Below are 18,759 nucleotides of genomic sequence, written 5' to 3'. Positions count from 1 at the left end.
AAACCGGCGAAGGAGCCGACACCGGCGAAGGAGCCGACACCGGCGAAGGAGCCGAGTACGCGGACTGAGCCGACGGTGCAGACACTGCCGACGGTGCAGACACCGGAGACGGAGCCGAGTACACCGGAGCCGGTGCCGGTGCCGGTGCCTTCGTAGCAACCGGAACCTTCGCAGTAGCCGGGCTCTGCGCCGACGGAGCCGAAACAGGCGATACAGCAGACTTAGCAGAAACAGCAGACACCGTGGAGACAGCGGAAACGGTCGAGACAGCAGACTGGGTGGAGACTGCCGAGACCGCGGTCTGAGCAGAAACCGCCGAGACCGTGGACTGTGCCGACTGGGTCTCGCCAGCGGTCTGTGCAGACTGGTTGTTCTCGTTAATCTCAACACCGGCCGGACGCTGCACGTCATCACCGTTGTCGGCCACGGCCATGCCAGTGCCTGCCAGGACGGAGACAACTCCGAGGGTTCCGGTTGCAATCCAAAGCTTCTTCGACATTGTGTGTCTTCCTTTCACATGCTTTCTTCGGAAGTTCTGTTCTTCCCTTGATGCTTTAAGTAAACAACCCACAAATGAAATGGAAAGGAAACCTAAATGAGAAACCCTTCATAAACACCTTTTGGCACTATGACGTCAACAACAGCCGGCCGCATTGGGCGGGGACAAGACTGTCTTATGACAGGTTGAGCAACAATCTTGCAGGGTTTCAGAATGTGGTTCTGGTCTGGGTGCCACTATTCGGCTGAGGAACCTGCTTCACATTCGGTTTACCGAGGTTCTGTTGCCTGCCGTGACGCTGCCTGGCTGGGAGTTAGCGTTCCACCACAGCAACGGGTTCATCGACGCTTTCCGCAGGGTAGTCCACCGAGTCATCCGCAACCAGCTCGCGGTGCACGAATTCGTGAGCATCGCTTTGCGGATGCTTGTCATCAACGGGAGAGGCACTGATTTCATCCGACAGTTGGGCCTCATGCTTTTTGGTAAAGCGCTTGGCAGGGTCGAGTTTGCGGCGGATCAGGGAGCGGATGCGACCGCGTCGTTCAATCTCTTCCCTGACCTTGGTTCGGCCCTTCACCCAGGCAACACCGAGGATGACAAGGAGTGCCATACCAACGTAGCCAATGGCCGGGTATACGTAGCCAACGAGTTCGCTGAAGCCAACGAAAGAGACCGCGAAAGCAACAAGCGAGGAGGCGACAAGGACAGGCCAGAACTGCTTGGGCTTGTTAGCGGTGGCGCGCTTAGCGAAGGCGTAGAACATCGCGATCGCGGTGTTGTAGATCATGACGAAAACGATGATCGCCATGACATATCCAAAGACGGGGCTGATGCGGTTGACGAGCTCAAGGATCGGGAGCTCAGCATCCCACACGTCACCGATAGCAAAAAATATGGCGACGATCGCGAGAAGCATGAGGAGACCGGCAATGAGGCCGCCGGTGGCACCACCAATGGCGGACGCTTTCAGCGAATGGTTGGCTCCTCCCATGACGATCGCCATGGAGACACCCACCATGAGGCCGAGGCCCACGTAGTTGATGCTGGCAACCCACCAGTTCGGCAGTGTCGTCGCAACCAGTTCAGTCTGTGGTTCAAGCTCCGCAAGAGTTCCGGGAGCATTGATGATCGAGTAGACGCAGGCAGCCACGATGCAGATAACAATGACCGGGGTGGCGGCACCGATGACAACGGTGACTCGATCAACGTCGAGAAGTCCCGTGAGACAGACAAGAATAACCATGAGAACGGAACCGGCCCACGTCGGCCATCCGAACTGTTGCTCCAGGTTGGATCCTGCGCCGGCAATCATGACCATGCCGGTGGCGAAAAGAGTCACCATGATTGCCACGTCAAGGAACCGTGCAACGGCGGGGTGGGTGATCTTCGTGAAGACAGCAGAATGCTCCCCTGCCCTAAAGTAGCTTCCGAGGGCCAGCATGACGAGTCCAGCAAAAGTCAGTGAGGCTACGGTGAGGAGTCCGCCCCAGATGCCATCAAGGCCAAAAGCCACGAAGTACTGCAGGGCCTCCTGGCCCGATGCAAATCCCGCACCGATGAATACTCCAACAAAAGCAAAGGCTATTCCTATTGCCGTACGAACCACGTTTTGCCGTACGAACCACGTTTTCCTGTACTCTCCACGCATCCCGCGCATAATCCATATAAACAAACGGTGTCAACAATACCGAACACTTCAGAGAAGCAGTGGAAAAATTGTGCATAGAGCACTTTTTATGCGAATACAACGAGGCCCCGGATCGGTGCGCTAGCATCGTTTCCGGGGCCTCGTTGTGAGATAGATTCTATTAAATTATGCAAGAACCCTCAGTCTTATCGATAAGAACGCTAAATCCTTACGAATCCTTACCAAAAACGAGGGACTCTACTTCGTCGCTGGACGGGTCATTGACGCAACATCGAGTGCCACATCCAGTTGCTCTTCGGTAATCTCGCCACGCTCAACAAAACCAAGATCGATGACTGCCTGGCGGACCGTGATGTTCTCCTTGACGGAGTGCTTCGCGATCTTCGCGGCGTTCTCGTAACCGATGATGCGGTTGAGCGGGGTGACGATCGACGGTGAGGACTCAGCAAGCTCCTTCGCACGCTCAACGTTGGCGGTAATGCCATCGATGCAGCGCTCGGCAAGAACCTCGGAGACGTTCGCGACGATGTTCATCGACTCGAGGAGGTTCTGTGCCATGACGGGGAGCATGACGAGCAGGTCGAAGTTACCCTGAGCGCCCGCGAAGGCGATTGCAGCATCGTTACCGATGACCTGGGCAGCAACCTGAACGGTGGCTTCGGGGAGGACAGGGTTAACCTTGCCCGGCATGATCGACGATCCCGGCTGAAGGTCGGGAAGGTTGATTTCGCCAATACCGGCGCGGGGGCCGGAGCCTGCCCAACGCAGGTCGTTCGCGATCTTGACGAGCGAGACTGCGACAACGCGGAGTGCACCAGAAGCTTCAACGAGGGAGTCCTGTGCGGCCTGCGCCTCGAAGTGGTTCGGGGCCTCAACGAACGGAAGTCCGGTGTTCTCGGCAATGAGCTCAATGACTCGCGCAGAGAAGCCTGCGGGGGTGTTGATGCCCGTGCCGACAGCGGTTCCGCCGAGGGGAAGTTCAGCGAGGTGCGGGATTGTGGCCTCAACGCGCTTAATGCCGTTGCGGATCTGCTGGGCGTAGCCCGAGAACTCCTGGCCAAGCATGATCGGGGTTGCATCCATGAGGTGGGTGCGGCCGGCCTTGACGACGTCCTTGAACTCTTCGGCCTTCTTCTCCAGCGACTCTGCGAGGACCGTGAGCTTGGGAACAACAACGCGGACAGCTGCTTCCGTGGCCGCGATGTGGATCGAGGACGGGAACACGTCGTTCGAGGACTGGGATGCGTTGACGTGGTCGTTGGGGTGGATCTCGATACCGGAGTCGCGGGTTGCGATAGTCGAGATGACCTCGTTCGTGTTCATGTTCGAGGACGTGCCGGAACCAGTCTGGAACACGTCGATCGGGAACTCACCATCGTGGTCTCCGGCAATGACCTGCTCAGCGGCAGCCGCAATAGCCTTGGCCTTGTCCTCGTCGATGACACCGAGTTCGGCATTGGCAAGAGCGGCGGCGCGCTTGACCTGTCCGAGTGCGCTGATGTGGTGGGAAGTCAATACCTTGCCCGAGATCGGGAAGTTCTCCACTGCTCGCTGCGTCTGTGCTCGATAGAGGGCCTTGGCAGGCACCTTAACTTCGCCCATCGTGTCGTGTTCAATGCGAAATTCTGCAGTCACTTCATTTCTCCTTTGACGTCATGAGGTGTCGTCCCAATTGTCCCCCACCGGGAAGAAGAAAACATGGCGAATGGTCCCGGTTCGGCAAAAACGGACATTCACCAAATCGCGTACGGCCCTTTGGCCATCGCCCCCATCACCGCGAAGCCCAACAAGTTAGCTTCACGGATTCAGAGAAGAGCTCACTTAATGAAGTGCTGCTCCTAATCCCCCATTCGCTACTTCACAACCCGCAGAGCAGGTATCAAAGGAAGGAACCACCCCAGTCGTTACTTCACTGCTCGGCAGAATGAATATCAAAGGCAGGAAACCAGGTCGTAGGCGGTGCACCGCATTGTCGTTTGGGCATCGCATTGTCGGCGGGGCATCACGCCGCAGGCGGGGCCCGAAACGGTAAGCAGGAAGCTACGTTGAATAGGCCGGGAACATCCGTTGGAACGTTGACGATCGGAGCCTCCTTCAACGTTCGTCCTTAAGGTTAGAGTCCATCTCAGCGACAAGACCTTATTCCAATGAATCAAGCCCTATATCAACAGCGAGACCCTGCCACTCGGGCAGGGTCTCAGCCATGTTGAATCAGTTAGATACTAAAGGTGCCGATCAATCGGTTGAATAGCGGCAGGGCTTAGTCGGGCTGGACGACGATCTCGACTCGCTGGAATTCCTTCAGGTCCGAGTATCCAGAGGAGGCCATGGCGTGGCGCAGCGCCCCGACAAGGTTGGAAACGCCGCGAGCATTGTGGGCAGGACCAAACAGGATTGACTCGAGTGGGCCCTCGTTGCCGACCCAGACTCGTTCACCACGGGGAAGCTTCGGGTGGCGTGCTTCCGCACCCCAGTGCCAGCCACGTCCGGGGGCCTCGGCAGCACGAGCAAGAGCCGTACCCAGCATGACGCCGTCCGCACCGCAGGCAAGAGCCTTAACGATGTCACCGGAGGACGACACGGAACCATCAGCGATGACATGGACGTAGCGTCCAGAGGATTCGTCGAGGTAGTCGCGGCGGGCCGCCGCGATGTCGGCAACGATTGTTGCCATGGGGGACGCCACGCCGATGGTGCGGCGGTTAGCTGAGGAGGCTCCGCCACCGTAGCCGGCGAGCACACCTGCTGCCCCAGTACGCATGAGGTGAAGAGCAGCCGTGTAGGTGACGGCTCCACCGACAATAACGGGGACGTCGAGTTCGTAGATGAAACGCTTGAGGTTTAGGGGCTCACGATTGGAGGAGACGTGCTCCGCGGAGACCGTGGTGCCGCGAATGACGAAGAGGTCAACACCGGCTTCGACAACTGCGCGCCAGTGTTCCTGGGTGCGCTGTGGTGACAGGGCACCTGCCACGGTAACTCCAGCATCCCGAATCTCAGAAAGACGGGCAGTGATGAGCTCGGGCTTAATGGGCTCCCGGTAGACCTCCTGCATGCGGACACCGGCCCGATCCGCCGGCATGTTTGCAAGCTCTTCAAGGATTGAGGTGGGATCCTCGTAGCGGGTCCACAGACCCTCAAGGTCGAGAACCCCCACGCCGCCGAACTCACCCATGGCAATCGCTGTTTCCGGGGAGGTCACGGAATCCATGGGTGCCGCCATGATTGGAATGTCGAGGTAGTAGGCGTCAATTTGCCAGCTTGTCGACACATCCGTCGCGTCTCTCGTCCGCCTAGACGGAACGACCGCTACCTTGTCGAGTGTGTAGGCAACCCGTGCTCGCTTGCCGCGTCCAATTTCTACCTCTTGTACCATGCATCCCAGTGTAACGATGATGAGGGACTATTTGCCCGTCGCCCGCGTAGAATCAATACATGTCGACAAGCGCTCACTGGACCGAAGGACCACTCGTCGGTTTCGATACCGAGACCACCGGAGTGAGCCCGAAGCACTCTCGCCTGGTCACAGCCTCAATCATCGTCACCGGCGACGAACCGATGACCTATGGCTGGCTCGCCAATCCAGGTGTGGAGATTCCAACGGCAGCCCAAGAAGTTCACGGTATTTCCACCGCAAAGGCGCGCGCCGAAGGTAGGGACCCGATCGAAGTACTCACTGAGATCCGGGATATTCTTGTTAGCCATCTTGAGCAGAAGCATCCCGTTGTCGCTTTCAACGCTTCTTTCGACCTCAGCCTCATGGAATCCGAGTTGGCACGGCACGGCCTTGCCACCATCGCCGATCAGCTCGGAGGCGAACCCTCCCCCGTCCTCGATCCGCTCGTCTTAGACAGGTTGCTCGATCCGTACCGCAAGGGCCCGCGCCGTCTCGAAACCCTTATCGGCATCTACCGGATTGATGCTGGTGGTTTCCACGACGCTCACAACGATGTCGTCGCTACCCTGAAGCTCCTCAAGGCCATGACTGCGGAGCACGCTGTCCTCAAGGTGTCCTCCCTCCGTAAGCTCCACGAGCTACAGAAGCAGGCCCATGAGAAGTGGGCAACGGGCTTCAATGAGTGGCTCGCAAGCAAGGGACGTACCCCAGACGCTGATCCGTCGTGGCCCCTCGGTTCCGACCTCGGCCAACCTGACGACGAATCTGAATAACCGACGACTATGGCTAGCTGACGACAACTCTGAGCAATCGTCCCCGTCTCCACTCGCGCCAAATCGGCGTCGATTCAGTGCGTGATCGTTGTCTGCTGGTAGAGGGCGAGACGTAGACGGCCCTCAATACGCCGGTAAAGGCTGGTCATGACTGCCGTGAAGGGTTCAGGCAAATCAGCACGAGTCGCGGTCGCCCGATAAACAAGGGCGGCAACGTCCTCGCTTACCTCGATCATCCGAGCATCGGTGATCTCATAGGAATCCCAGCCCGGGGACCCATTTAGCGAGCCCGCGATCTGCTCGCGAGTCATAGCAGTACCGTTCACAAGGATAAAGAGAGCATCCTCTGTCAGGAGGTCACCGTAGAAAGTACCTCCCGTGGAATCACAGAGTGCCTGCCATCCCGCATTCTCTAGTTCCAGAAGCTCATCACGTTGAAAACGACTCACTCCTGCAGGGTAGCGGCGCAAGCCGGCACTAGCATCACCAGCCGCCCACGCAACCCTCCCCGACTACCGCACGATCATCGTTGATCATGTGCAGAATCAGTTCGGCGGGGGCTGTAAGCCCCCGCCCCTGGCGTACCGCGAGCGCTTCACTCACGCCAGTCTGGTGTCACTGCCCGGTAGCAACCGGAGTAGATGCCATTCACGCATTGACTGTTTGGAGGCCGGTGCGTTCAAGCTTGTTCCATTTCTGTTCTTGTCCCGTGAACTCTTTCCAGATAGCTGCGACGGTTACGCAGGAAAGGAAGAGTGAGAACGGTAGGGGCAGGGGAACGACGATCAGGTGTCGGAAGTCCCGCCATGCCTTGTCCAGAAGCAGGGCGAGGATGATGTTGAACAGTGACAGGCTGAAACCGAGGACAATCCATATGCTGGGGAGCCCGCTCGCCCATGCCACTCCCGTTCCAATTCCCATGATGATCAGTACCGGGACAGCTACGAGAGCAAGTAGCTGCACGTCGGGCTGGATCAGCTGTGAGAATACGTTGATCCGCAGGTACAGGTGGAACATGGGCCTGAAGGGTGTCAGGAATTCTGCTCGGTGGTTGCGAATGGTTTGGATGAGGCCGCGGGCCCACCGGACGCGTTGCTTCCATGGTCGCCACGGAAGTGAGCCCTGCCGGAGACCCGCTCAGCAGTCATGTACGGCTTCTTCTTCTGGTTGTCATAAATCTTCTGGTTGTCATGAATCTTGATTGCAGAGTTCTTGACCTCTACATGGTCATCGATGTCAACGAAAACCTGGGGTGAGAACTCGCTCGTAGCCGAGGGCGATTCGAAGCAGAGGATAGCGGGGTGGCGGCGGCCCGCACGGAGCGTTGCCAGGTGCACAGCATGGTGGCCCTGATGCTGGTCATTAGCCGAGTGGGTGAAGATGATGTCCGGGTTGGAGGACCTGATCTTGTTCTCGATGGCCTTGATCATGCCCGTCATGTCACCCTCAAGGTTCGTGTCCTCAAAGTCGTAAACAGTGCAATCACGGATACCGAGGAAAGCTGCGCCTTCCTTCGCCTCATTGATCCTTACCTTCGGATCTCCACCATTGGTGCCAGTACTCATAACAATCGCGTTAATTTCGTGGCCCGAGTCTGCAAGGCGAGCCAGGGTGCCGCCGGCAGCAAGTTCAAGATCGTCCGGATGTGCACCAATCGCCAGGATCCTCCTGGGCTGGGGTGCCTGGGACTTGCGGATCGTGTGCAGTGCGTACGTCAGCATGATCCCAACAATCGCGGCGCACGTTACTGCGATAGTGATCGATTCGAGGGTGGGCGAGAAGCCACCGAGGGCCGCCCGAATATTTGCTGGGGCAAGAATGATTCCGGCTCCGACAGCAAAGATCTGGGTGGGACGGTAGTCGGTGAGCCGGCGGCGTAATGACTTCTCCCCTGCAACGCTGGTGAGTGCGAATGCGATAACGACACCAGCAAGGATCCAATGAATGTTCATGTCCATGCTCCCTTTCAAGAAACATCGCCGGCGCGCCCAACTGCGGCCCCGCGTTGATTCCAGTATGGAAACCTAAAAGGAAAGCAACCCATGAGCTTTGATGAGAAAACCCTCATTCACATTAGAGTTCACTTACCTGTAACCTACAGCCCCAACTTCAAGAACTCCACGAAGAGACTCAGCGCATCCTTACAGCGCGTATTTACGGTTATGACGCGACTACCAAATAGGTGGCTATGCCGGTTACCCATAGTGATTAGCTCCTGGCATCCTTCATTACATCCGCTCTTGGTTCCTTAATGGTTCTCAGTGGCAGAAACCTCCACAATATATTTTATTGCGGAAGCATTGACAAAGTCCCAGCTTGTCGAAACTGGGACTTTGTGTTGCTTCCTAGCAGGAGCCAAAAGGTCCGACACTTGAAGGATTAGTTCTTACGGGTGTCCTTGGCAGTGAATTCCTAATAGATCCCGCAAACGCCATCTGACATTGCGGTACCCGAGGATGTACCTCTAACTCTTGCACAGGGAGTTGGCGTCTGGACGTCCCACCCACCAATACCTAGAACAAAGCGGTGTTGGCTATAAGACCTTCCTTGATTTGAGACAACGCCGGCTCCCCTCTTTGCAATGCCCTCATACCTCCATCCCGGGGTCTTCGTTTCTCCACCTGCATCGGCGACGCTCGAAGAAGTGACGACAGTACCCGACGAGCACCAACGGCCAACGTGGTAGTACGTATAAAGAGTGTTCCCAGCCTTAGCCTTCCCAGAGCGGTTGGTTCGAGAGCTCCAGCACCCTTTCGCTAGCGGCGACACTACATCACCCCCAAAAGTAGCCGCTATTTGACTTCGAAACGCCACTAGATCAAGCGGAATCTGCGGCTCCAAATGCACCTCCTCGTGGTCTAGCAATAGCGTATTCTCGATCCTTAAGCGATCGACTTCTGGGAGACTGCTCAGATACTCCTCAAACTCGGGGCCAATTTCAACCGTTTCATTAGCCGGATTCATTGTCGTTGCGCTTGCACTTAGCACCAGTGGTTGTAGAAAACTGAGGACCGCTACTATACCAACGGCGAACATTCTGTTTAACACGACGAATCTCCTTTGATTTCAACTGTCACGCATTGAGTAATACCATTTTTAACATGAAACTCTGCATACCATATTACCTTGTTATACATCTTAGTGATACTCTTTATCCATGGAGCCGAAAAATGGTGCAGCGCTCGCCCAGTTACGTAAGGGCGTGGTGGAATACTGTGTCCTCGCGACGTTGAAAGCGTCGCCCTCCTATGGGCTTGCCATCGCAGATAAATTGCGGAGATTTGATCTCTTGATGTCGAGCGAGGGCACTCTCTATCCCCTGCTGTCCCGCATGCGCAAACGCGGCTGGGTGAACAGCACTTGGCAGGAGTCCTCGAGTGGGCCAATGCGCCGCTACTACGAGCTAACTCCTGAAGGGGAGGCAGCTCTCGCTGGGTTTACCGCAGTATGGACTGATTTCAGCAAGCAAGTCGATGATGTCATTAGAGAAACTGGTGGTGCTTAACATGAGCCAACATCCGATGGTGCGGGAGTATCTCGCCAAACTTTCAGACACACTCAGCAACCGGGGTGTTGTCGACGCTGATGAGATTTACAGTTCCATAGAAGAGCACATTCGCGATGCCCTGGGGAGTAACCCGTCAGACAGCACTGTTTCAGCAACCTTGAATCAGTTGGGCGATATCGACACCATCATTGATGATGCTGAAGTTTCGCCCCCGCGAGCAAAAAAGTCACGCACCGGCCAACGAGTAGCGATCGCGACAATAGGGCTCTCCGCAATCGGTCTGGCAACGCTCATATTTGCTCCTCCGGTTGGCATATCGCTAGCTCTGATTGGCATTCTTGTTGGTTGCGCTCACCTGTTTGCACGGTTGCCGTATCGGCGTCTAGCACTGGCGGGGACGGCAATTGGAGGTTTCACCCTGATCTTGGCCGCAGTACTAGCCGCGTTCTTTCTCTCTGCCAATGACGAGGAACAGACGCGCCCCGAGACGGTCATAGTCGAGGACGATAACCTGCCGTAAGTGCGCTGTGGCAGTGGCAGTCTCAACCTGACCGTGGTCACACCGTTGTTCGACCGCTCTTTCATCACTGCAGTGCGGCGACCAGTGGACTCTTTGCGTGCCGGTCAACGAGATGGATCACGCCATCACACTGGTCGTGCACTGGAACAATTCTCGCCGTGTACGAACGCTCGCTTCAGGCCGTACCGCGATATTTACATCCCATCCACGTCGACGAAACGGGTTTCACCGTCGTTCCCTGGTTCTCCCGGGCAGACACGCCTTCTAGTATGAATCGCATAGCTCGTTGCAGTGCCCTACCTACGGCTCCAAACCCGCACCGCCCCACGGCGATGCAGTCCCCATCGGTAGGAATCACAAGCTACCTTTCCCCACCCACAGATCCAACGCGTCTAGACAATACATCTCACCTGCCACGACCAAATCCTGCTCGCGATCCCATGTTCGGGCAGTTTTCCGCTGGGAAACCAGCACTCCGGCAATATGTCTATCAAGCCGGGGCCGTTCGACAAATGAACGAGAGAGCTCCCGTCAACGAAAAGGACCCACTGCAATGAGTGGGTCCTTTTCGAGGTTCTTAGAGAACGACTGTTAGCTCAGAGAACGACTGTTAGGTCAGAGAACGACTAGTAGCTGAATTTTCCAATGCTGAAACTAGTTGATTCTCCAATCCCGGAACTAATTGGTGCTGTAGTTCGGCGCCTCGGCGATTGCCGTGATGTCGTGGGGATGGGATTCTTTAAGGCCAGCCGGGGTGATCCGGATGAACTTGCCCTTCTCCTTCAGCTCGGGGATGCTACGTGCACCGACGTAGAACATTGACTGGTGGAGGCCACCGACGAGCTGGTGGGTGACGGTGCCAAGGGTGCCCTTGTAGGAGACCTTGCCTTCGATCCCTTCGGGGACGATCTTGTCGTCGGAGGACACGTCGGCCTGGAAGTAGCGGTCCTTTGAGAAGGACTGCTTACCACGGGAAGCCATGGCTCCGAGCGATCCCATACCGCGGTAGGCCTTGTACTGCTTGCCGTTAATGAGAACGAGCTGACCGGGGGACTCTTCGCAGCCTGCGAGGAGAGAGCCGATCATGACGGAATCTGCACCGGCCACGAGTGCCTTAGCGATGTCACCGGAGTACTGGAGACCACCATCGCCGATCACGGGAACACCGAGCGGCTTACATGCCTTCGCGGCCTCGTAGATCGCGGTGATCTGGGGGACGCCAACACCGGCAACGACGCGGGTCGTGCAGATAGAGCCGGGGCCAACACCAACCTTGACAGCGTCCACACCGGCCTCGGCAAGTGCCTTCGCACCTTCGTAGGTTGCGACGTTACCCCCAATGATTTGTACGTCATCGAAGGCGGAGCATCCCTTGAGGGAACGAATCATGTCGAGGGCAAGCTTGGCTTGTCCGTTTGCGGTATCGACAACGAGTACGTCAACGCCTGCTTCTGCGAGCGCCTCGGCGCGTTGCATGACGTCACCAAAGTAGCCGACGCCAGCTCCGACAAGGAGACGGCCGTTGGAGTCCTTCGATGCGTCCGGGAACTGTTCGGAGCGAACGAAGTCCTTGACGGTGATGAGGCCGGTCAGCGTACCGTCTTCATCAACCAGCGGCAGGCGCTCGCGCTTGTATTTGCGTAGAAGAGAAGTTGCTTCTTCGTGGCTGATGTTGGAGGGGCCGGTAATGAGCCCCTCGGAGGTCATGACGTCGCGAACTAGGGTCGTCCCCCATTCGGCGACCGGTGTGAACCGCAGGTCACGGTTCGTGCAGATGCCAAGAAGCTTGTTGTCGGGGGAAACAACGGGAAGTCCGGAGACTCGGTACTGGCCGCAGACAGCATCGAGTTCGTCGAGTGTGGCGTCGGGGCCGATTGTCACTGGGTTCGTGATCTTGCCCGTCTGGGTCCTCTTCACGAGGTCGACCTGGTGGGCCTGGTCCTCAATGGACAGGTTGCGGTGCAGAATACCAATGCCGCCGTTGCGAGCCATGGCGATCGCCATGCGGGCCTCTGTCACCGTGTCCATCGCCGCCGAGGCGAGGGGGATCTTGATGTTGATTTCCTTGGTGAGCCGCGCCGAGGTGTCCACCTCGGACGGGATCACGTCCGTCTCTCCGGGAAGCAGGAGGACATCATCGTAGGTCAGTCCAATAAAGCCAAAGGGGTCATGATTCTCGTTGCTCACCCCTCTACCATAATTCTTTCCTTCTGAAGTGGCGATCCTCCTCAGTGTGAGACTCGTCTGGGAAGCACTCCCCACCGACTCCCCGTGAATTTTGTTGACATCAATTGTACCCGGGTCAAGAATGGAGAAACGAACGAAACGTTGACATGACGCCAAACATCGACTTGGCACTAGATGGTTAACTCGATCATCTGGACATTTCACCGGTCGCGACACCTAGGAAGGGGTGAAAGCTCCGTGGCTGACATCCACCGACTCCCCGGACCGCTTTCAGACAATTGGGAGTGGCAGTTGGACGGGCTATGCCGATCCATGGACCCCAATCACTTCTTCCACCCGGAGGGTGAGCGCGGCGGCCCCCGCAGGCGCCGCGCCGAGGCCGCCAAGAAGGTCTGTGCGAAATGCCCGGTATTGGAGATGTGCAGGCAGCACGCTCTCGACACCCAAGAGCCCTACGGCGTGTGGGGTGGCATGAGCGAAGAAGAACGCCACGCGATCATCGCAGCAGAGCGAGTCAAGCGAGTCTCCTAGCAACGGAACGAGCACCGCAACCAATCAGTTGTCCATCAGGTGTGACTACAACGGTCGCTCTAGACCTTTCGGGCTGGTGTCGCTACGGCGGTTGCTTGGTATACAACAGCTAACGTGGTCTCACAGGCAACGCCTGCTGTTTCCCTATGGGACCCGGAGTTCCTCGAGGGAATCACGGTTAGCTGCCATGAGGGCAGGGATGACTCCTGCGATCTCGACGGTGATGATGGCAAGTATAGAAAGCGCAACCAGGAAGTTGCCGTCGGGCATCGGTGTCTCGCTTGCTCTCATGATTCCCATTGAGGCAAGTAGACCAATGGCCACGCCAACTACCGCCAGCTGGGTGAGCTGGGACAGGATAAGGTAGATGATCGCCCCTCTCGTCGCGCCGAGGGCGCGTCGGCGCCCGTAGTCCTTACGGCGTAGCACGATAAGACGGGACAGGATCGTCGCGGTAATAAGGACTGTCACGGCCAAAACAATGAGAATCATCGGGCGACGGTACTCTCCAAATGTTCCTTCGAGGATCAACCTGAGTTGGGCGAGAGACTCGCTCGTGCTGACCGTGATCTCCGAAGTGTCATCAGCATCGCGGACCGAGAGAGCATTTTCCGACACTTGATTTACCATGTTCCGCTGGTCAGCAGCGATAACGATTGAGGTAACGAGTTCATCGGACTGCGCTGGGGCGGCAACGATCAGGGCTCGTAGGAGCTGACTGCCGCCGGCACTGCGAGGGTGCCAATAATGGCGCAGTCAGCAACTCCTCCTGCTGTTAGCCCACCGGCCGGCCCATCCAATCGCAGGGCCTCTATGGCTCTGGCAGATATCCATGTCGACGTGGCGTTGGAAGCGAAGTCTGGTTCGTTGAAACCCGTCATGATGTCACCCCAGGCGGGCCGCAACCCATACGGTGGTCCACCGTCAAACGGCTGAACATCAACGACCGGTCCAAAGGCGGCTGCCCATTCGATACCCGTCAACTGATCAATGCGGTCAATAACGTCGGGATGGACATTGGCGCTTGCCGGGGTTGTGATCATGAACGTCCGGGTCTGATCCTTATCGATTGTCGACAGCACGTCGCTTTCGGCTCCGGCCGTTCGCCCGGTCGTGAGCGTGACCGTGATGATCATGATCGCGGTGATGATCATGACGACAAGGCTGACGGTGCGCTGGGTCAGCGCCATCGTTGTCGATTCTTTAACGAGGTCCCAGATTCTCGGCCCCTTCATTGTCATATCCGGACCCTCTCGTCGCATGCTTCAGCCAGGTGAAGCGAGTGGGTGACGATAATGACCGTGGCACTGTTCGCCGCGTGGTTCTTCAACGCATCGAACGCCACCTGTTCTGACTCGAGTCCAGGTTGCCGGTTGGTTCATCGGCGAGCAGGAATCGCGGGTTCCCCAAGAGTGCACGGCATAGGGCAATGCGCTGTGCCTGTCCGCCGGAGATCTCCCCCGGCTTGTGGCCGCCTCGGTTCTCGACCCCAAATTCGACAAGCATCTCTTCAGCCCGTTGGCGCGCCCCGCCATGTCCCCACCGCGGTAGAGACCTGTTTCAACAACGTTGTCGATCACCGTGCGCGTCGGATCAAGGGCAGCATCTTGGAAAACGAACCCAAATTCGTGTGCCCTTCGCAGGAACCTGTTCCTATCAGAGAGCTTGTCGACCCACTCCCCATCTATAAGGATGTGTCCGCTCCTGGGGCGAACCATGAGACCTAGCAGGTAGAGGAGCGTTGACTTACCGCTACCCGACTTTCCGGTGATAGCGGTGGTGACACCAGCCTGGAATTCCGCAGAGAAATCATCCAAAACGGTCTGCTTCGGCTTGTAACCAAAGGAGAAATGAGGGGCAGTAAGTGACATTACTGGCCTACAGGGCTGACAACTTCGGTTCCGACATCAACACCGTCAACGATCACCATCCCCCGGCTTGCCGTCACAATGTCAATATCGACTCGGGAATCATCGGAGGTCAGCACATAGTTCTGACCGTTTTCGTCGGTTCCAATTGCAGACACGGGAATACGTGACCCAATAGCGGGTTCTACGATAATGACCTCAGCCTCGATCAGAGTACGGCTCGACACCGGGAGTTCGTGGCACCAGTCCGCGCACACCAGAGCGTCTCCCCTCACCAGCGAGGGAGATCGTCGCCAAATCACCTGTCTCGTTAAAGTGTTGCTCACCTAAATATGCTGTCCGGTCAGCACCGTTCCAAGTCATCTCAACACGAGACCCGGTCGGCAGGTCAACGGAGTGGTTTGGGGAGAGCTGCATAATGAACTCCGGGGCATCAGACAGCAGGTAAAGTAACTGCTCTCCACCTTGGAGACGGTCGCCCACTCTGACTTCACTCGTGAACTCTAGGCTCAGCGGGGCGTGGGGAACGAACACGATGTCACCGGGCCCCACAGCACCTGACTGCGGCACACCAAGTTCCTTCTGCCATGCTTTAACTGTCGATACGGTTTGCCGCCCCATTTTCCCGTCAACAGCCCCCACATAATGCCATTCACCAGTCAAGAACTCCTGGAGCTGGCGAACGTCATCGCCTTCAGCGTTCATTTCCATTGTTTGATAGGCAGGGACCGCTCCCTGCGCGAGAACAACGGGGAGTTCGTCAACGCGATACACAACGTCACCGACGTGTCGTGGCTCTGCCGAGTCAATAAGAATTTCCGTAATCGTTCCCTGCGCGGGGCTCGGAGTCAGAGCTTCCCGTTCACATTCCGCTCCGACGTTATAGCGGAGGACGAAACCAACATCGTCCTCCTGGACAGTTGCGAAGGTTTCCTCTTCAACGTCAATCTCTGGCGTAGGTGGCACCAGTAGGGTATGTAACGCCTACCCGGCAACACCACACCAAAGAGTGCCACAACGACGAAGAGTGCGATACGTCCTGCCGCACGGCCCCGCTTTTTACCATAGAACTTCACCTAGTTACTTTCCGAAAAGTTAGAAAACACCTCCCACTACGGAACTGGCGGGCACTCAACAAGTAGTTCTTCGTAATTCGCCCTACTGTCATCAAGTTCCGCACACGGCTCCCACGTAGGAATCTGGGCACGCCAATCCTCCAAGTACTTCTGAAAACTAGTCGGCTCAGCAGGAGACTCCCCCGCCTCAACCAAACAGTGATAGGTCTCCACATGAAAGTCATACTCCACCTGAATATCCTCATCAGTCATTTCTGACAGCACTTCAGGAGCTGAACCGAACTCCGCCTCACACGCCGCTTCGCCTTCTCAATACGGTTGCTGCTGATCAAATGATGAAAGCCTAATTCCATATGAGTCGTCGTAGTAACTGACCGATACTTACCATCCCCGATCATGCAAGCAAGTCACAATATCGAACAGTTCATCAGCCGCATCATTACCTTGCTCCGGGGGCTCCGGCACGGAGGTTGCGGGCTCCCACTCGTCCTGGTCCGAGGACTCAGCGTCACTCGCCTCAGGTGCCTCATGAACAGCGACATCGTCCGCGTCTGAAGAGCAACTTGCGAGGAAAAGCCCCGCAGTGAGGCATATTGCTAGAAAAAAATCGTCCTGACGCAGCAACCAGTCAACCATTCATCCCTCAAAGGGGAGTCGGACAGCGGGCACGGCAATAATTCTCTACCCACGCCCGCTGTCCATACTGTTAGTAGTCGCAGAAGATTCTTGCGCTCGAAATCATGTCACCGTTCGACACTGACGCCGTATCGATGATCGGAGCACCCGTGTACATGGTGGTCCACCGCATCGCAGAGCTACCCGACGGGAAGTGCTGTTCATAGGAATGCCCACCAGCAAATGCGCTGTGTAGCACGTTATAGTTTGCCCGCGCTTCGGTCGCCACACCACCCGTAGTACAACGTTTATATCGAAGGTTGACGCTAGCGGGTGAAGCAGGTGCAACAGCGCCAAACGTGAGGCCGATGGCCATCAAATCAGCTACCACTGCACTTGGAACTATTGACTGGGATTCCATGACTGATACTTCTAGATGTCTCTGGCTCATCGCCATTGACGGCGCCATCACTATCAGGTTAAGGCTCACCAGAGAATTCTCTACAGAGTTAACCAAAAGTTAAACAATTCTTATCCATTAGACGTTCAACACTCTATCTATATCCACAAATATAGAAGCGACTATAATCTAATAAATCTGTTGTTCAATTTACGTCTATCGCTTACTTTAAAGCCCGAACTCAACTAAATCTCAAAGCATCCAATACTACCATTTACCGCATCTTTGCTTGTCAAATGCAATAGGCGGGATTCACAACTCTAATTCTCACACCACCGCAAGTCTTGTCGCTGCCGGCCCGGAATCGGGCAACAGCGTAGGTGTCAGGGCGTCCGTCGCAAGCACGGAACTCATAGCGCCGACCCGAATGCTGTTATAGATAGGCTCACTCCGACAAGCACCTAATTTCGACGCTTAACCCACATACGCCCATGCCGTGCGCACACGCAAAGGGGGCGGTCCGAAGACCGCCCCCTTTGACTGTTTGGTGCTACTTCTCGACGACTGCGAGAACGTCGCGTGCGGAGAGGATGAGGTACTCATCGCCGCCGTACTTAACCTCGGTGCCGCCGTACTTCGAGTAGATGACGGTGTCGCCAACTACAACGTCGACGGGGATACGGGTTCCCTTGTCGTCAACGCGGCCAGGTCCAACAGCTACGACCTTGCCTTCCTGCGGCTTTTCCGTGGCTGTATCAGGGATAACGAGACCCGAGGCAGTCGTCGTCTCAGCTTCGAGCTGGGTGATGACGATGCGATCCTCGAGAGGCTTAATGGAGACCGACACGCGGACCCCTCCTTTTCGTAAAATCGGAAGATGATGACGCCTCGTCCGCCGTCGCGGGGGTCGGACTAAACGCCTGCGTGGCGAACCACGTCTGGTATTTAGATTAAAGAGAAATTGGCACTCGGTCAACTCGAGTGCTAACTGTTCGCGATAAGCGAGACAACCTGCACCAACTCACCGGAATCACCGATTCTGTCCAGCCAAATTTAGTTCCTCCGACACTTGCCGTTTAGAGGGTTCGGGCAACACCCTTTTTCTTCACGCCCGGCCTTACCTATTCGCTATGACGTTCCCGAATACCCTCACGTTTCGAGCATCAGCTAAACGAAACCCGTACTGCCTTTTTTAATCTCCGGTTTGACCGTCGATGGATTCCCGGATCAGATCCGCATGTCCGCAATGCCTCGCGTATTCCTCGATCATGTGCACCATGATCCATCGGAGCCTCAACACCTCGCCCTCCATGGGCTGCTTGGTAGCTTCACCGTCAAGCCCGCCGTTCTCGTAGGCTGCGAGCGCAAGCCTCTGAGATTGAACGACAGACTCTTTCCACAAACGTCGCAGGTCGCCTCCAGAGTCTTGGGTAGCGCTGTTCCAGTCCCAGTCGGGGTCAGCACCCCAGTCAGCGCTCTCCCACGGCTCACCGTAGGGTTCACCGGAGAGGAACTGTCCGAACCATTCTTTCTCCACGAGCGCCATGTGTTTGAGCATTCCGCCGAGCGTCATGCTACTTGGCTCGAGGTTCTGCCGCAGCTGATCATCTGTCAGCCCATCGGTTTTCCATTCGAGAGTGTCTCGAAAATAGTCAAGGAAGCTCGACAGCGTTTCCCACTCCCCTGCTCCCACGGGCGGTTCGATACGGCCCTGGTCGTCAACTCGCTTTACCATGG

At 56.6% G+C, this 18,759-nt stretch carries 18 protein-coding genes and 1 pseudogene; 4 read left to right on the top strand and 15 right to left on the bottom strand.

Features of this window, described 5'->3' with window-relative positions; genetic code table 11:
- The 4 genes from ACTHUY_RS02460 to ACTHUY_RS02445 all read right to left on the bottom strand — a co-directional run.
- On the bottom strand, positions 1-499 hold a 499-nt coding region (locus ACTHUY_RS02460; RefSeq protein ID WP_441677521.1), incomplete at its 3' end, for a hypothetical protein.
- A gap of 313 nt (positions 500-812) precedes the next feature.
- Positions 813-2,147 (bottom strand): YkvI family membrane protein, encoded by a 1,335-nt coding sequence (locus ACTHUY_RS02455; protein ID WP_441675406.1) that lies wholly within the window; start codon positions 2,145-2,147, stop codon positions 813-815.
- Between the two features lie 237 nt (positions 2,148-2,384).
- On the bottom strand, positions 2,385-3,782 hold the full coding sequence (locus tag ACTHUY_RS02450) for a class II fumarate hydratase (RefSeq protein WP_126702949.1): 1,398 nt from the start codon (positions 3,780-3,782) through the stop codon (positions 2,385-2,387).
- 625 nt (positions 3,783-4,407) lie between these two features.
- Positions 4,408-5,523, bottom strand: a complete 1,116-nt coding sequence (locus ACTHUY_RS02445) for a GuaB3 family IMP dehydrogenase-related protein (RefSeq protein ID WP_441655257.1) — start codon at positions 5,521-5,523, stop codon at positions 4,408-4,410.
- Positions 5,524-5,582: 59 nt separating this feature from the next.
- Here ACTHUY_RS02445 and ACTHUY_RS02440 point away from each other — a divergent pair, with 59 nt between their 5' ends.
- Complete coding sequence (locus ACTHUY_RS02440; protein WP_441677519.1) at positions 5,583-6,317, top strand: exonuclease domain-containing protein; 735 nt, start codon at positions 5,583-5,585, stop codon at positions 6,315-6,317.
- Between the two features lie 74 nt (positions 6,318-6,391).
- On the opposite strand, the gene ACTHUY_RS02435 is transcribed toward ACTHUY_RS02440, so the two are convergent.
- From ACTHUY_RS02435 to ACTHUY_RS02425, 3 genes are all read right to left on the bottom strand, one after another.
- Entirely contained in the window at positions 6,392-6,766 is a 375-nt protein-coding gene (locus ACTHUY_RS02435) for a nuclear transport factor 2 family protein (protein ID WP_441655259.1), read from the bottom strand.
- Positions 6,767-6,965: 199 nt separating this feature from the next.
- Entirely contained in the window at positions 6,966-7,334 is a 369-nt protein-coding gene (locus ACTHUY_RS02430) for a hypothetical protein (protein ID WP_441675412.1), read from the bottom strand.
- A gap of 14 nt (positions 7,335-7,348) precedes the next feature.
- Positions 7,349-8,269: a PIG-L deacetylase family protein gene (locus ACTHUY_RS02425; RefSeq protein ID WP_441677517.1), complete on the bottom strand. Its 921-nt coding sequence runs from the start codon at positions 8,267-8,269 to the stop codon at positions 7,349-7,351.
- A gap of 1,205 nt (positions 8,270-9,474) precedes the next feature.
- On the opposite strand from ACTHUY_RS02425, the gene ACTHUY_RS02420 reads away from it, so the two are divergent.
- Positions 9,475-9,822, top strand: a complete 348-nt coding sequence (locus ACTHUY_RS02420) for a PadR family transcriptional regulator (RefSeq protein ID WP_441655262.1) — start codon at positions 9,475-9,477, stop codon at positions 9,820-9,822.
- A gap of 1 nt (position 9,823) precedes the next feature.
- On the top strand, positions 9,824-10,345 hold the full coding sequence (locus tag ACTHUY_RS02415) for a hypothetical protein (protein WP_441655263.1): 522 nt from the start codon (positions 9,824-9,826) through the stop codon (positions 10,343-10,345).
- A gap of 678 nt (positions 10,346-11,023) precedes the next feature.
- On the opposite strand, the gene guaB is transcribed toward ACTHUY_RS02415, so the two are convergent.
- A complete protein-coding gene (gene guaB / locus ACTHUY_RS02410) occupies positions 11,024-12,532 on the bottom strand; it encodes an IMP dehydrogenase (RefSeq protein WP_441655659.1) in 1,509 nt (502 codons plus the stop codon).
- A 237-nt stretch (positions 12,533-12,769) separates the two neighbouring features.
- On the opposite strand from guaB, the gene ACTHUY_RS02405 reads away from it, so the two are divergent.
- The gene (locus ACTHUY_RS02405) at positions 12,770-13,063 is read left to right on the top strand and encodes a WhiB family transcriptional regulator (protein ID WP_126702941.1); all 294 of its coding nucleotides are present in this window, start codon (positions 12,770-12,772) and stop codon (positions 13,061-13,063) included.
- Between the two features lie 144 nt (positions 13,064-13,207).
- On the opposite strand, the gene ACTHUY_RS02400 is transcribed toward ACTHUY_RS02405, so the two are convergent.
- From ACTHUY_RS02400 to ACTHUY_RS02370, 7 genes and pseudogenes are all read right to left on the bottom strand, one after another.
- Positions 13,208-13,681: an ABC transporter permease gene (locus ACTHUY_RS02400; protein WP_441655658.1), complete on the bottom strand. Its 474-nt coding sequence runs from the start codon at positions 13,679-13,681 to the stop codon at positions 13,208-13,210.
- 80 nt (positions 13,682-13,761) lie between these two features.
- Positions 13,762-14,304: a hypothetical protein gene (locus tag ACTHUY_RS02395; RefSeq protein WP_441655657.1), complete on the bottom strand. Its 543-nt coding sequence runs from the start codon at positions 14,302-14,304 to the stop codon at positions 13,762-13,764.
- 85 nt (positions 14,305-14,389) lie between these two features.
- A pseudogene (locus ACTHUY_RS02390) lies at positions 14,390-14,934 on the bottom strand (ABC transporter ATP-binding protein).
- Entirely contained in the window at positions 14,934-15,158 is a 225-nt protein-coding gene (locus ACTHUY_RS02385; RefSeq protein ID WP_441677514.1) for a hypothetical protein, read from the bottom strand. The pseudogene ACTHUY_RS02390 and the gene ACTHUY_RS02385 overlap by 1 nt, the downstream one beginning before the upstream one ends.
- Positions 15,130-15,897 carry a peptidoglycan-binding domain-containing protein gene (locus ACTHUY_RS02380; RefSeq protein WP_441655655.1) on the bottom strand — a complete coding sequence of 256 codons (768 nt, stop codon included), beginning with the start codon at positions 15,895-15,897 and terminating at the stop codon, positions 15,130-15,132. Before ACTHUY_RS02380 ends, ACTHUY_RS02385 begins: the two co-directional genes overlap by 29 nt.
- A gap of 1,675 nt (positions 15,898-17,572) precedes the next feature.
- The gene (gene groES / locus ACTHUY_RS02375) at positions 17,573-17,869 is read right to left on the bottom strand and encodes a co-chaperone GroES (RefSeq protein ID WP_126702938.1); all 297 of its coding nucleotides are present in this window, start codon (positions 17,867-17,869) and stop codon (positions 17,573-17,575) included.
- A 345-nt stretch (positions 17,870-18,214) separates the two neighbouring features.
- The gene (locus tag ACTHUY_RS02370) at positions 18,215-18,757 is read right to left on the bottom strand and encodes a DinB family protein (RefSeq protein WP_441655654.1); all 543 of its coding nucleotides are present in this window, start codon (positions 18,755-18,757) and stop codon (positions 18,215-18,217) included.
- Positions 18,758-18,759 lie beyond the last annotated feature (2 nt).

Origin of the sequence: Flaviflexus sp., from assembly GCF_052087705.1 — a bacterium.
In the GTDB taxonomy this organism is placed as follows: Bacteria; Actinomycetota; Actinomycetes; order Actinomycetales; family Actinomycetaceae; genus Flaviflexus; species Flaviflexus ciconiae.
Note: the sequence above shows the minus strand (reverse complement) of the source record. Positions and strands in the feature narration are given on the sequence as shown.

Coding starts and splice junctions, on each gene's coding strand:
- ACTHUY_RS02455 (WP_441675406.1), bottom strand. CDS start 2,147: ATGCGTGGAGAGTACAGGAAAACGTGGTTCGTACGGCAAAACGTGGTT.
- ACTHUY_RS02445 (WP_441655257.1), bottom strand. CDS start 5,523: ATGGTACAAGAGGTAGAAATTGGACGCGGCAAGCGAGCACGGGTTGCC.
- ACTHUY_RS02440 (WP_441677519.1), top strand. CDS start 5,583: ATGTCGACAAGCGCTCACTGGACCGAAGGACCACTCGTCGGTTTCGAT.
- ACTHUY_RS02430 (WP_441675412.1), bottom strand. CDS start 7,334: ATGTTCCACCTGTACCTGCGGATCAACGTATTCTCACAGCTGATCCAG.
- ACTHUY_RS02425 (WP_441677517.1), bottom strand. CDS start 8,269: ATGAACATTCATTGGATCCTTGCTGGTGTCGTTATCGCATTCGCACTC.
- ACTHUY_RS02420 (WP_441655262.1), top strand. CDS start 9,475: ATGGAGCCGAAAAATGGTGCAGCGCTCGCCCAGTTACGTAAGGGCGTG.
- ACTHUY_RS02415 (WP_441655263.1), top strand. CDS start 9,824: ATGAGCCAACATCCGATGGTGCGGGAGTATCTCGCCAAACTTTCAGAC.
- ACTHUY_RS02395 (WP_441655657.1), bottom strand. CDS start 14,304: ATGACAATGAAGGGGCCGAGAATCTGGGACCTCGTTAAAGAATCGACA.
- ACTHUY_RS02370 (WP_441655654.1), bottom strand. CDS start 18,757: ATGGTAAAGCGAGTTGACGACCAGGGCCGTATCGAACCGCCCGTGGGA.